Origin of the sequence: Flavobacterium humidisoli (assembly GCF_023272795.1) — a bacterium.
Taxonomy (GTDB): Bacteria; Bacteroidota; Bacteroidia; order Flavobacteriales; family Flavobacteriaceae; genus Flavobacterium; species Flavobacterium humidisoli.
Window position 1 is genome coordinate 1,780,866 of record NZ_CP096829.1, and the last position, 14,689, is coordinate 1,795,554.

The 14,689-nt window shown below is 33.7% G+C and carries 6 protein-coding genes and 1 pseudogene; 6 read left to right on the forward strand and 1 reads right to left on the reverse strand.

Annotated features, from left to right (window positions below):
• Window positions 1-5 precede the first annotated feature (5 nt).
• Window positions 6-2,885: a helix-turn-helix and ligand-binding sensor domain-containing protein gene (locus tag M0M44_RS08010; protein WP_248729289.1), complete on the reverse strand. Its 2,880-nt coding sequence runs from the start codon at window positions 2,883-2,885 to the stop codon at window positions 6-8.
• A gap of 344 nt (window positions 2,886-3,229) precedes the next feature.
• Between M0M44_RS08010 and M0M44_RS08015 the strand changes: the two genes are divergently transcribed.
• The 6 genes and pseudogenes from M0M44_RS08015 (at window position 3,230) to M0M44_RS08040 (ending at window position 14,664) form a co-directional block, all read left to right on the forward strand.
• Window positions 3,230-6,460, forward strand: coding sequence for a SusC/RagA family TonB-linked outer membrane protein (locus tag M0M44_RS08015; protein ID WP_248729290.1), 3,231 nt, complete (start codon window positions 3,230-3,232; stop codon window positions 6,458-6,460).
• A 16-nt stretch (window positions 6,461-6,476) separates the two neighbouring features.
• Window positions 6,477-7,610: a RagB/SusD family nutrient uptake outer membrane protein gene (locus tag M0M44_RS08020; RefSeq protein ID WP_248729291.1), complete on the forward strand. Its 1,134-nt coding sequence runs from the start codon at window positions 6,477-6,479 to the stop codon at window positions 7,608-7,610.
• A 15-nt stretch (window positions 7,611-7,625) separates the two neighbouring features.
• Window positions 7,626-8,186: pseudogene (locus M0M44_RS08025) on the forward strand (RagB/SusD family nutrient uptake outer membrane protein); the annotation flags it as partial.
• A gap of 28 nt (window positions 8,187-8,214) precedes the next feature.
• Window positions 8,215-9,018 (forward strand): lipocalin family protein, encoded by an 804-nt coding sequence (locus tag M0M44_RS08030; RefSeq protein WP_248729293.1) that lies wholly within the window; start codon window positions 8,215-8,217, stop codon window positions 9,016-9,018.
• Between the two features lie 1,013 nt (window positions 9,019-10,031).
• A complete protein-coding gene (locus M0M44_RS08035; protein ID WP_248729294.1) occupies window positions 10,032-13,142 on the forward strand; it encodes a SusC/RagA family TonB-linked outer membrane protein in 3,111 nt (1,036 codons plus the stop codon).
• Window positions 13,143-13,155: 13 nt separating this feature from the next.
• Window positions 13,156-14,664 (forward strand): RagB/SusD family nutrient uptake outer membrane protein, encoded by a 1,509-nt coding sequence (locus M0M44_RS08040; protein WP_248729295.1) that lies wholly within the window; start codon window positions 13,156-13,158, stop codon window positions 14,662-14,664.
• The last annotated feature ends 25 nt before the right edge of the window (window positions 14,665-14,689 follow it).

The following is a 14,689-nucleotide window of genomic DNA, read 5'->3' on the forward strand; positions in this document are numbered from 1 at the left end:
TTCTTTTATATACTCATTAAAAATCCGATTAAGTTTTCCTTTTTATTTAAGCCTAATTTCTTTCTTAAACGATAACGAGCTAATTCGACTCCGCCTGTAGAAATGTTCATAATTTCAGCGATTTCTTTTGTAGACATATTCATTAATAAATATGTAGATAAATCTAATTCTCTTGGAGAAATGGTCGGATATTGTCCTTTTAATCTCTTTAAAAACTCAAAATGAACGTTTTTAATATGCTTTTCGAGGTCTTTCCAGCTCTTGTCAGTATTCACCTCTTTTACAATGCTTTTATGTAATTTGCTAAACTCTGATTTGGTGTTTTCGTCTAAAATTCCAGTGTCAATATCTTTCAGTTTATGAATGATTCCGTTTAAAACTTTGTTCTTTTTTACAACTTGTAAAGAGTTGTTTACTAGCTCTTTATCTTTTGCTAAGATTTTGATTTGAAGCTTGTCGTTTTTCAGCTTTTCAATTTCTTTTTCCAAATCATGTTGTTCATGTCTGATTTTAGACTCTTTTTCAAGATATAGTCTTCTTTGTTCAATAGTTTCATAATATCTATTTTTTCTAATCTTCAATTTAATTCTAACTGAGATTAAATATGCGCCAAGTAAAATGAGCACGAGATAAAATAAATAAGCCAAAAAGTGTCTGTACCATGGCGGAGATACTGTAAATTCTACTTCTGTGATATTAGATTCTATACCGTAGCTATTTCTGGCTTTTAATTTCATTACATAATTGCCTTCTCTCAGATTGGTATATTCTTTTATTGCTGTTGATGACCAGCCGCGCCAATTTTCTTCAAAAGGTTCTAATTTGTACGAATACATTACGTTTTCCTGATTTTCATAGGTTGGCGACGCAAAAGTAAATTTGACGCGATTGTGCTTGTATGGTATGCTGTATGATTCTAGTTTATTGGCCAAATTACCGGTTAAAATAGTGTCTCCAGGATTAGTAAAGCTTTCAATAAAAGCTTTTGGTTTTGTCATAAAAGTGTTTGGAATAGTTGAGTTATAATGTGCCAAACGATCTGTTAATCCTATAAAAACATTCTGAGGATCTATTGCGTTTACAGATATGTAGTTGTTAACCAAATTACCTGTTAAATTTGAAAAAATAGCTTGTTTTTTCGCAAAAGTTCCGTTCTTGTTTTTGACTAATACGCCAAGAGATTCGTTAAAAGCGTACCAAAGGTTTCCAGCAGAATCTTCAATTAAGGTATTAATAGTAGGAATTCCGTTGAATAGGTTTGTTATTTTTTTATCTTCAAAAAAAGCTTCTTGCTCAACAGAATATCTGAAAAAATGATTTTTTACTTGAAAATAGACTTTGCCGTTTATATTTTGCAGACTGTTTATTCCTTTATACTTTTCAGATATGTTGACATGCTTTTTTATGAAATCAAAGCGTTGTAAATCTTCAGATAATTTTACTTGGTACAAGAAAGGATTTTTCTTTAGCCAAAGATAGTTCGCATCAATTTCTACAGAAAAATTATTAGTCGTTTCATCAAATCCTTTTACCTGATGTAAATAATCGTATCCAGTTGCTGATCGTTTAAAGACTGAAAACCCATTGTAGCTTTCGCCTATTATGTAGTTATCATGATCAGGTATTTTTTTGAAGCCAAAATATCCTTTATTGTCTAGTATTTTTGAAACCCTGTTGTTTTCAATAATTAATGCTCCGCTATTACTGGCGCATATTAGTACATTATTTAAAACCTGAATGTTCCAAACTTGCGAAATTGTTCCTTCGACTCTTGTAAAAGGACTGTCTTTAAAAGAGCCTCCCCAAGGATGGTAAAATAATCCCTGATTGGTTGCCACATAAAGATTCCCGTTATACATCGTAGAGGCGTATACAGTACCTATGTTATAACTGTAGTCAAAATAGGAGAAAGGAGAATTTTCATTTATGAAAGTGATACCATTATCGAGTCCGAGCCAGATATTACTTTTGTTGTCAACAAATGAAGCTAGAATTGTATTGTTCTGAATTCCTTTTTGGCGGTTTAAATGCTGGATTATTTTTCCGTTTAGATCGCAGATAATGGCTCCATCTAATACTGAATTAAGTATTATAAATTTATTTTTAATGATAGATCCACCAAGCGAAGTGTTTTTCTTTATAAATTCATTGGCTTCAGTTGCCCAAGGTTTAATAACGCCATTTTCGGACACAAAAAGCCCCTTCTCTAAAGTGGCGTACAATAATTTATTGTTAGACAATGGGAAAAGAGACCATATCTCTTTGTCATTAAACACGGTAGTGCCTTTTATTGCAGTAAGCTTTCTGTTTTTGTATTCGAGTACACCTAATGTTTTATCTTGAAAATAAAGTCGATTGTTTACTAAAAATGAAAATTGAAATTTATGAGGAGCTGTAAGTGTTGTGACTTTTTCATTTTTCAGAAAAAACACTTTACTGAAAGACTGAAAGATAACTTCTCCATTAAATATATGAATTCTCCATATTAGGTTGATGTTTTCTTTGTCTATTGGACTCAATAGATTATAAAGAGAATGGTATTTTAAAATTCCTTTTTCGTCATTTTTGAAATAACCAAATTCGTTATTTCCTCCAACAAATATCCTTCCTAAAGCATCAATTTTTAAACTTCTAATCTCAGATTTGTTCGGTAAAGAATATTTATGCCAGTTTGAACCGTCAAATTGAATTAAACCGCTGTTGTTTGCAAAATAAATATTTCCATTTTTATCCTGATCGATACTCCAGTTTTGAGTCCCTCCTTTATATTCTGATCTTTTATAATTTTTTATGTCTGGAATTCCAATATTTTTTACCTGCGAAAAACCTTTAAACTGTAAGAATAATAGTAAAATTAGTGTAAAAATTCTAACTATAGATTTCATAAAATTTTAAATATATTTTTATTATAAATGCTTTATTTTGGTTTTAAATTGTTGATTTATCAATGATGATCAATCTAGTTTTTTGATTTTTTTGTAAATTATAACGTAATAGTTGCTGTTCTGCAAATGTAATATACGTTTTTTTTAATTAACATTTTTATAACATTTTTTTTTAAAAGTTAAGATTAAGTAAATCAAATATTTAAAAGATAAATGTTGTGTTTTTGTAGTGTGTTAAGATTTAGTTTGAAGTGTTTTTGTAAAGAATTTTAATCTCAGTTTATTTAAATTTAACATTATCATTGCATTAAATTACTAATTAATTAACCAAAATTTTTAGAAAAATGAAATTGACAAAATTATTTATTTTTTGTGTTTCGTCTTTACTGTTTTCTGTTGTCGCATTAGCTCAGGATGTGACAATAAATGGAATCATTAATGATGAAAGTGGATTACCCGTCCCAGGTGCGACGGTTTTAGTAAAGGGGACCAATAAAGCAACTGCATCTGACTTTGATGGGAAATTTCAGATTAGTGCTCCCTCTAACGGAACTTTGACTATTAGTTTCGTTGGTTTTGAAACTGTAAATGAAGCAATAGGAGGAAAAACCAAACTTACTATTGTTCTTAAAGCAGTATCTCAAAGTTTAAATGAAGTTGTGGTTATCGGATACGGTACACAAAAGAAAGCTTTGATTACTGGTGCTTCTACAAACTTAAAAGGAGAAACACTAAAGGAATTGAATACAGGATCGGCTATGGAAGCTCTTCAAGGTATTGCGCCAGGTATTAGCATTACTAGAAATAGTGGGGCACCAGGGGCTGGTACTAAAGTTGTTATCCGTGGTATTGGTACAATTGGGTCTTCAAATCCGTTGTATATCGTAGATGGAGTTGCTGTTGGAGATATTGATTATCTAAGTCCTTCAGATATCGAATCTATAGATGTTCTTAAAGACGCGGCTTCTGCGGCAATCTATGGTTCTAGAGCAGCAAATGGAGTTGTTTTGGTAACTACAGTTAAAGGACGTAAAGGAAGACCTGCTAAAATTTCTTATGACACTTATTTTGGAATTCAGAACATCTACAAAAATCTGGATCCTTTAAATGCACAAGAATACATGTACATCATGGATGAAGGAAGAGTAAATGATGGTCTTGCTCCAAATGACTGGAAAACAATGTTAACTACTAACGATTGGTTAGAGAGAAATTATCCTGGAGCTGGAACACAGCTTGGAGAAGAGATCTGGAATAAACTGCAAAATGGTTGGACAGGAACTAATTGGATTAATGAAATGTCTAAAAAGAATGCTCCTGTAGTGAACCATTCGATTAATATTACTGGAGGAACTGAAGATATTACGTATTCATTTGGGGTTTCCTATTTTGATCAAGATGGTATACTAGGTGGGAATATCGTAGATGCGGGATTTAAAAGATTAACCGCAAGGATGAATACGCAAATGGTTCTGAAAAAAAATGATAGCCATAACATTATTACTATTGGAGAGAATTTAACTTATACCAATATTCAAAAGAGAGATGTTTCAAATGGTAACATTTATGGGAACGATTTGCATAATGCTCTTACACAAAACCCGTTACAGCCTGCTTACTGGCAGACAGCGATTGATAGAAATATCAACGAATACGGATTTACTCCTACATTGGATGGGTTAAATACAAATCAAACCAATCCTTTAGCGGTAATGTATTACAGAAGTAATTACAATTATCCAAAAGATCATAAAATTATTGGAAATGTATTTGTAGAGATTGAGCCAGTTTCTAACCTGAGATTTAAATCAGTTTATGGTATAGATTCATGGTTTGGATACAATAGAACAATGAACCCAACCTATCATTTGGGCGTACTTTACAATGATGCTATCGATGGCGCAACACAATCTCAGTATTTTGGTGCTAACTCAACATGGACTAATACAGTGGCGTATCAGAAACAAATTGGTAATCATAATATTAACGCAGTAATTGGTACAGAGTTATGGCAAAGAATTGTTGAAAATAATGTTTATGGTTCAAGAAACGGTTTATTGTTTCCTAATGATCCAAAATATGCTTATTTAGACAACACTAAGAGCCCGGGAACTGTTGCAGATATTAATACAACAGGTTTTGATAAAGCAGCAGGAGGTGGTGCTATTATGTCTTATTTTGCACGTGCTCAGTACGATTATAAAGAGAAATATCTTCTTTCTGCTGTTATACGTCGTGACGGATCTTCAAATTTTGGCGATGGTAATAAGTATGGTAATTTTCCTTCAGTATCTGCAGGATGGGTGGTTACAAAAGAAGATTTTATGGCCAATACTTCAAAATATCTTAATTTCTTGAAGTTAAGAGCAAGCTGGGGGCAAAACGGTAATCAATATACTGATTATGCTTTCTATTACTCATCAAGTATTAAATATGCTTTCCCTGGTTACTTCTTTGGAGACACAAAACCAGTTTCTGGACAGACTGCATATCCTTCAACAGTGCCAAATCCAGATGTTAGCTGGGAAACGTCAGAACAGTTAGATTTCGGATTTGATTCCAGTTTTTTCGATTCAAGATTAGGTATAACATTTGACTGGTACAAGAAAACAACAAAAGACTGGTTGGTTAAAGCACAATATCCTGGAACTGCTGGTGCTGATGATCCTTATATTAATGGAGGAGATATTGAAAATAAAGGTTATGAGCTTTCTGTTAGTTGGAAAGATAAAATAGGTGGTTTTAAATATGGTGCTACTGTAAGTGGGGCTTTTAATAAAAATAGAGTTACAAGAATTGCAAACGGTAATGGTATAATTAACGGTTTATCGCACGTATTATCTCAAGGAACTTCAGAGATTTCAAGAGCACAAGTAGGTTACGCGATCGGTTCTTTCTATGGATTTAAAACAGCAGGAATTTTGCAAAACCAACAAGAGGTTGAGGCTTATGTAGGTCCTACAGGCCAGCCATATTTTAATGATCAGCGTCCTGGTGATGTTCGTTTTGTCGACCTAAATAATGATGGTGTTATAGATGAAAAGGATAAAACAATGTTAGGAGATCCAAACCCTGATTTCCAATTAGGTATTCAGTTAAACTTTGAATATAAAAATGTTTATTTAAACACGACAATGGCAGGGAAATACGGAATGCAGGTAATGCAATCTTACAGATCGTTTGCTGATAGTCCAAAACAAAATTATACTTCAGATGTTTTTGATCGTTGGCACGGAGAAGGAACTTCAAACAAAATGCCACGTTTAAGTTCTGTGTCAAACAGAAACACAAATTATATTTCTGATATATACATGCACAATGCTGATTATTTGAGAATTAATAATTTAACTGTAGGTTATAACTTTAATGAAATACTGAAAGATTTTAAATTTATCTCGAATCTTAAATTTTATGTTGCTGTAAATAACTTATACACATTTACAAAATATGATGGTATGGATCCAGAGGTTCGCTGGGGAGGAGATAATACAAACTATTCATGGGCTTCTGGAGTAGATTTAGGTCTATATCCACAATCGAGAACAGTAATGTTTGGATTAAGTGCAGATTTCTAATATTAAAACATTGACAATGAAAAAACTAAGATATATAATAGCAATTTCAGCAATTTTTGCAGTATCGAGCTGTGATGATTATCTGGATACCGAGAACCTTTCAGAAAAGAGTTTAAATAGTTTTTATAAGAGCCCTACTGATATAGACGAAGCAATGGCAGGTGTTTATAATGCCATCTATACAGCAAATGTTCATAGTGAAGAACAAGTTGCTGCCAATTTAATGGATAATATGATGTTTGGCGGTGGAGGTCCTGATGATAAATCTGCAAAGTGGGTAGATAATTTTGAAGATCCTGCTGAAGATACGTATCGCGACATGTGGAAACAATCATACAATGGAATTTCTAGAGCAAATGCCATTATAGAAAAAGTTCCAACAGCAGATTTTTCTAAGTATTTTAATACACCGCAAGAAGCAGAAGATTTTAAAAAACAAGCGCTTGGGGAGGCTTTATTTATGAGAGCTTTCTTTTACTTCAGATTAGCTAAATTCTTTGGAGGGGTTCCATTGATTGTAACATATGATGCTGATAGATTAGTGCCGAGAGCAACGTATGAGGAGACCTTTGCACAAATTGCATCTGACTTGAAATTGTCTATTGAAACCTTGCCTTCTACACCATTTACCAGTATTCCGACTTCTAGATATGGTCACGCAAACAAATGGGTAGCAGAAGCATATATGGGACGTGTATTTTTGTTTTATACTGGATACATGAGCAATATCGAAAAGAAAGCAACCGCAGATTTACCTCTAGTAGGAGGGGGTTCTTTAACAGGAACGCAGGTTGCATCTTATTTAGACGATTGTATCAATAATAGTGGTCATAAGCTAGCATCTGATTTCAGAAACCTTTGGCCATATTCTTATGTAAATAAAAGTGCAAAGAGCGATACCGTACTGCCTTGGGCTGCTGCAGAAGGATTGTCATGGGTTGGTCAAGATGGTGTCACTCCAACATTTGGAACAGGAAATTTAGAGACTATGTTTGTACAAAGATATTCTTTTGGTAACTGGGATTGGACAAATGGTCAGAGCTATACTAATAGACTTGCTCTGTTTAATTCTTTGCGCGGTAACTCACTGGCGCCTTTTGGAGAAGGCTGGGGATGGTGTACTGTAAACCCAAGATTATATAGTGGCTAGGATGATGCCGACCCAAGAAAAAGAGGTTCAATACTTGAAGTGGGTAAAGCAGATCAAGGTACAGACGGCTATGCAGCAGATAAAGGGGATCATGAAACAGGATATTTCAATAAAAAATATGTTTCATTACAGCACGACAATGGCAAAGGATCATATGTGGGTATGTTTGTTCAAATGTATGCTTGGTCAATTACAGATATGCAGTTAATGCATGCTCAAGATTTTATTTTCATGCGTTTTGCAGATGTATTATTAATGCATTCTGAAATTACTAAAACAGCTGACGGTATGAATGCAGTAAGAGCAAGAGCTCACCTCGGACCAGTTGGATATTCTCTTGATAATATTAAAACAGAACGCTTGCATGAATTGGCTTTTGAAGGTTTACACTGGTTTGACTTAGTTCGTTGGGGAGATGTTGAAACTGCTTTTAATGATGTAACTCAAGTTAGAAACTCTGGTGTTGATGCTAATTATAGTGTAAAATACAGACCTGAAATTAAAGGTTTAGTTCCGATTCCTGAAACAGAAATGAGACTATTAAATGGAGTTTACAATCAAAATCCAGGTTGGTAATATTTAATAACTATTAATAATTAGAAAGATGAAAATTCATAATATAAAATATTTACTAATTGCTGTCTTTATGCTGATCTTTTCGGCGTGTGACCCAATTGTAGACGAACAACATTTGTCAGACTCAACCGATGTTGCTGGAGTTCAATTAGTAGCTACACAAACACCTCCTGGGGGTAATAAAATTACGCTTAGTATGAATACGCCTGGAGTTACAGGCTATTGGGACTATGGTTTAGACAAAGCATTAACAAATGAAGTAACCATTGTTTATCCAATTCCAGGTAAATCAACTTTTACTTTTGTTGGAACTTTGGGAGCAACGTTTTTTACAAAAACAATTGATGTACAAGTTGATAGGATCGATACGCGTCTAGATCAAGATTGGTATGATTTGGTAAGTGAAGATACAGCTGCTGGTAAAACATGGGTTTTTGATGGTGTTGGAGGAGATGGCAGAAATTGGTGGTACATGTCACCAGATGAAGCTAATGGAGGTAAAGACAAATGGGATGTAGTTTGGTGGAACGCTGGAGGTTCAGGAGATGTTGTTCCAGTTGATGCTAGTGGTAAAATGCATTTTGATTTGAATGGCGCTGCAAACTATAATCATTATACGACAAAAACAGCCACGCCAACAAAAGGCTCTTTTAAGCTAGATATTAAAAATAAGCTATTAACGATTTCTAATTCTAAAATGTTAGGATATGAAGCTGGTAATGCTGATGGTATATATGAAGTGATTGAACTGACTGAAACTAGACTGGTGCTTCATTTAACAAAAAGCGATACATACGGTACTGGTTGGACATTTATCTTCAAACCTGAATAAAATATTTTGTGTTAGTTATTTCGAAAAAGGAAGACTAAAAGATTCCTTTTTCGAATTTCAAACCTTTTATGCTTCATTCTACGATGAAAGCGTATTTAAGATTTAAACTATGGTTAGTTTAAGTTAAGTTTATTGCCTGAGTAGCCCATAATTTCGATTATGGGCTATTTTTTTTGCTTATTACTTTCCTAGAGTGTAGTGCTGTTTGGAACCGATATGTTATCTAATACCTCAAAAGGGCCGTTTGTATCCAATTTTTTGACCGTATTTTAATAAAGCCCTTTTTTGTTTTCATTTAAGCCAATATAGAACGGTTTAAAGTGTAGAATAAAGGTGTTTTGAAGCTTTTTTAGGCTTTATTGATGAGTCTTCTCTTCTGCATTTTCCTTTCTTTAAAGCAAAATTATAATAGCCTAAAAGGCATTTTAAAATAAGGAGAAATTACAAGATTTAATTTCAATGAAAAACCAACCTTCTTCTCATTTTCACTAAAAAAAGATGTTTTTTCGATTTTTTAAAGTGCTATTTCCTATTTTTTTAACCTAGAAAACTCTTTAAAAGAAAGTAATTTCTTGTAAAATTATGCAAAATAAGTTTTTTCTTATAATAAAAATAATTGCTAATAATGTAAAAAAAGTAGGGTAAAAAAATGATATTCTCTATTTTTTAGGTTTTAGTAAAAATGAACGTTTTATTCTCCTAATTGTTTATTTAATAGCTATTTACAACGTAATAGTAGGTACTATCACGTTGTAGTTTTGATGATTTTTAATAAGTTATTCTACTAAAAACTTCTTGTAGTGTTATTTTTTAATATTAACTTTTTTTTAGTACTATTTTTTGTTTTTTTAAAATTCTTATAATCAATTATTTATAGTTTTTTTGATGTGTTTTTATAATATTATTTTTTTGTTTTTGATGTGTTTTTGTAATGACTTTTAGATGTGAAAAGTAAAAATTTAGTTTTAGTATTGCATCAAATTACTAATTAATTAACCAAAATTTTTAGAAAAATGAAATTAACAAAATTACTTGTTTTTTGTATTTCATCTTTGTTATTCTCGGTTATCGCTGTGGCTCAGGATGTCACAGTAAATGGAATGATTAAAGATGAAACTGGTATGCCTGTTCCAGGTGCAACAATTTTATTAAAAGGTACTACTAAATCTACTGCGTCAGACTTTGACGGAAAATTCCAGATGCAGGTACCTTCAAACGGATCACTAACAATTACGTTTATTGGTTACGCTACAGTAACAGAAGCCGTAAACGGAAGAACAAAAATTACTGTTCAATTAAAACCAGAATCACAATCTTTAAATGAAGTTGTTGTTGTTGGATATGGTACTCAAAAGAAATCTGTTGTAACTGGAGCTATTTCTAGCGTAAAAGCAGCTGATCTTGAAAAAGTGCCAAACGGACGAGTTGAACAATCTTTACAAGGTAGAGTGGCAGGGGTTTCTGTTGCAGCTACTTCTGGAAGTCCTGGTGCAGCGTCTAAAGTTCGTGTAAGAGGTATTACTACCTTTAGAGAAGGCGGAAATGATCCATTATGGGTTGTTGACGGAATTGCTGTTGATGCAGGTGCAGTTGGTTTTATCAATCAGTCTGATATTGAGTCTATTGAGGTGCTTAAAGATGCCGCTTCTGCTGCAATCTATGGTACTCGTGCTGCAACTGGGGTTATTTTAGTTACTACTAAAAAAGGAAAATCAGGAAAAATTTCTGTAAACTATAATGGTTTTGCAGGTATTTCTGCTCCAGCTAAAAGATTAGATATGTTGAATGCGACTCAGTATGCAACTATTATGAATGAAAAGTCTATAAACGATGGTGGCGCTATTAAATATGCAAATCCAGCAGCTTTCGGAAAAGGTACAGATTGGCAGGATGCCATTTTTAACGATTCTGCTTTCAGATACACACATGAATTAAGTATTAGCGGTGGTGGCGAAAAATCTACTTTCTATGCTTCATTTGGAATTCAAGATCAGCAAGGTATTGTTGTTACAGATATTTCTAACTATACAAAGAAAAACTTCCGATTAAACTCAACACACAAAATTTCTAATTATTTTACTTTCGGACAGACTTTTGGATACACACACCAAAAAACAAAAGGAATTGGTAACGTAAATAATGAGTTTGGTGGGCCTTTAAGCTCTGCAATTAACTTAGATCCGCTTACTCCACTTGTAGTTACTGATCCTGCTGTTGCAAACTCGGGTTACTACACAAACCCAAATGTTGTTAGAGATGCAAATGGAAATCCTTACGGAATTTCTTCTTTAGTACAACAAGAGATGACAAACCCTCTAGCTTACACTCAAACTAGATTGGGAGGATTTGACTGGTCAGACGATTTTGTTGGTAATGCTTATTTAGAGGCTAACATTACTAGTCATTTAAAATTTAGAACAACACTTGGCGGTAAGTTAGCTTACTGGGGGAATGAAATGTTTACTCCGGTTAACTTCTTAAATCCAAACATGAAAGCTGACAGAAATAACTACAACCAAAACAACGAAAAAGCACTTTCTTGGACTTTAGAAAATACGTTGTCTTATGCTAACAAATTTGGAGATCATAATGTAAGTGTTTTAGCAGGACAAGGTGCTTATGTGGAAAATATTGGTAGCACTATCGGAACAACAATGTTTGGTCTTCCAATTACAAGCTATAAAGATGCTTCTTGGAATTTTGATATTCCTCAAGCTGATAGAACAACAAGAACAAGCGATAAAGTAGAGCACAAATTAGCTTCATTGTTTTTACGTGCCAACTACGATTACATGGAGAAATATCTTTTTACTGGAATCGTTCGTCGTGATGGATCAACTCGTTTTGGTGAAAACAATAAATTTGGAGTCTTCCCTTCATTCTCTTTAGGATGGGTAGTTTCTAAAGAAGGTTTTTGGAAAGAAAACAATGTCGTAAACACTTTGAAATTCCGTGGAGGTTACGGAGTTGTAGGTAATGATAACATTGAAGATTTTAAATATAGAGCTACGGTTGTAGGAGGTTACAATTATACTATTGGAAATTCTGGAAGTATTACAACTGGATACGGAAACTCTACTTTACCAAATGCAAACTTAGGATGGGAAGAAACGTCTCAGACTACTGTAGGTCTTGATGCAAAATTATTTAATGATTTTTCTCTTACACTTGATTATTTCAAAAAATCAACAAAAGGAATCTTAAGAAACGTTGTAATTCCTGGATATGTTGGAGCAACTGATGCTCCTTCTGCTAACATTGCAGATATGGACAATACTGGTTTGGAGGTTGAATTAGGTTACAAGAAAAGACTTGGAGATTTTAATTTGGGAGTTAATGCCAACTTTGCTTACTTGAAAAACGAAATTACTTATGTAGGATCATCTACTAATTTTATTGTTGGAGATGCTACGTTCCAATCTATGGGACCTGTAACGAGAACACAAGTTGGACATTCATTTAACGAATTCTACGGATTTAAAACAGCTGGAATTTTCCAAAATGAAGCTGAAGTTGCAGCTTACAAAAATGCAAATGGAGGTTTAATTCAGCCAAATGCTAGACCTGGAGATTTCCGTTGGGTAGATACAAATGGTGATGGAAATATTACAGAGGACGATAAACAATTCTTAGGAACAAATATTCCTAAATATACTTTTGGATTCACAGTAAACTTAGACTACAAAAACTTCGATTTTATGGCATTTACTCAAGGATCTGCGGGAAGCAAAATTTTCCAAGGTTTAAGAAGATTAGATGTCCTTAATGCAAACTACCAAACTAAAGCTTTAGAGCGTTGGGTTGGAGAAGGAACTTCTAATGATTACCCAAGATTGACAAATAATGACCCAAATAAAAACTACACTAACATGTCTGATTTTTACTTGGAAAATGGAAACTACTTACGTTTAAAAGTGGTAACTCTTGGATACACAATGCCAGCTAGTTTATCATCTAAAATTGGAGCAGATAAATTACGTTTTTACCTAACAGGAGAGAACTTAATCACTTTTACAAAATATACTGGATTTGATCCAGAAATTGGAGGCCAAGTTTTTGGTATAGACAAGGGAGTTTACCCACAAGCAAGATCTATTTTGTTTGGAGCTAACGTTCAATTTTAAAAAATAAAGAATCATGAAAACGATAAAATTTAAATATATATATGTGGCTGTGGCAATGGCTGTTTTAGGGTCTTGCTCTGAAGATTTTGTGACCACTAATCCTGAAGGGAAATTTGATACAAGTACTTATTTTTCTAATGAACAGCAATGTTATGCTGCTTTAGTAGGGGTTTACGATCCATTGAGAAAAAACACAGGTGGTTTCGAAAACTTAGTAGCAATGCTAAATGCTGGTTCTGATGATTTTTATGCTGGTGGAGGTAGTTCAACAGATGGAACTGGGATTCAAAATTTCTCTACACACTCACTTTCTTCAATTACTATTCCAGCAAGTTACTGGAACGATCATTACCAAGGTATTTCTAGAGCAAATCTTTTGTTATTTAAATTGCCTGCGGCTAATATGAATGATGGAGTTAGAAAGAGATTTGCTGCAGAAGCTAAGACATTACGTGCGTTTTACTATTTTAATTTAGTAAGAATGTTCAAAAACCTTGCTTTAGTTTTAGAGCCATTAACTACAGAAACGATCTATAATCCTGAACAAGTTGCACCAGAAGTAATTTATGCTCAAATCGAAAAAGATTTAACTGAAGCTATCGCAGATTTGCCAAATACTGTGGTAGCAGATACTGAAGCAGGAAGGTTTAACAAAGGAGCAGCTCAGGCACTTTTAGGTAAAGTATTTTTATTTGAAGGTAAAAAACCTCAAGCAGCAGCAGTTTTGGCTGAAGTAAATGGTACTCCAGGAGCAGCAAACCAATACGGTAATAAATTATTGGATAAATTTAGTGACCTATGGGTAACATCAAACAAATTTAACGCAGAATCATTAATTGAAGTATCTCACAGTAGTGCAGGTAACTCTGATTGGACATTCTGGGGACAAGGTAAAGATGAAGGAAACTCTTTAAACATCATGGTTGGACCAAGAGGATACTCTAGACCAAAAGGCTCTGATGCACCAGATCTTCCAGCAGGATGGGCTTTCAACGTTGCAACTCAAAAATTATATGATGCAATGCAAGGTGATCCTCGTAAGGATGCTACAATTCTTGACTTAAAAGCATTAAAAGCAGCAGGTAAAGCAGATTATATTCCAGCTTACCAAGATACTGGATATTTCTTGAACAAATATCTTCCAAGACAGTCAGATGTTAGTACTGGTGGAGGTAACTCAGAGTTGAACTACAAACAAAACTCTTATGTAATCAGACTTGCAGATACTTACTTAATGGAAGCAGAAGCTTTAGGTTCTGGTCCAAGAGCACAAGCTTTACTTGATGCAGTTAGAGCTAGAGTTGGACTGGGTTCTATTCCTGTAACATTAGATGCTATCAAACATGAAAGAAGAATGGAATTAGCAGGTGAAGGACATAGATTCTTTGATTTAGTAAGATGGGGGGATGCAGCAGCAGCTTTATCTGATAGAGGTTTCGATGCTGGAACAGATGAGATTTTGCCAATTCCGTACACAGAGCTTAATGGTACTAAATTGAAACAAAATCCTAATTACCAATAGTATTTACTAATAACCAAAACAAAAA

What these genes read in the sequence shown, in the direction of transcription:
- M0M44_RS08010 (WP_248729289.1), bottom strand. Translation starts at nt 2,885, where the DNA reads ATGAAATCTATAGTTAGAATTTTTACACTAATTTTACTATTATTCTTA.
- M0M44_RS08015 (WP_248729290.1), top strand. Translation starts at nt 3,230, where the DNA reads ATGAAATTGACAAAATTATTTATTTTTTGTGTTTCGTCTTTACTGTTT.
- M0M44_RS08020 (WP_248729291.1), top strand. Translation starts at nt 6,477, where the DNA reads ATGAAAAAACTAAGATATATAATAGCAATTTCAGCAATTTTTGCAGTA.
- M0M44_RS08030 (WP_248729293.1), top strand. Translation starts at nt 8,215, where the DNA reads ATGAAAATTCATAATATAAAATATTTACTAATTGCTGTCTTTATGCTG.
- M0M44_RS08035 (WP_248729294.1), top strand. Translation starts at nt 10,032, where the DNA reads ATGAAATTAACAAAATTACTTGTTTTTTGTATTTCATCTTTGTTATTC.
- M0M44_RS08040 (WP_248729295.1), top strand. Translation starts at nt 13,156, where the DNA reads ATGAAAACGATAAAATTTAAATATATATATGTGGCTGTGGCAATGGCT.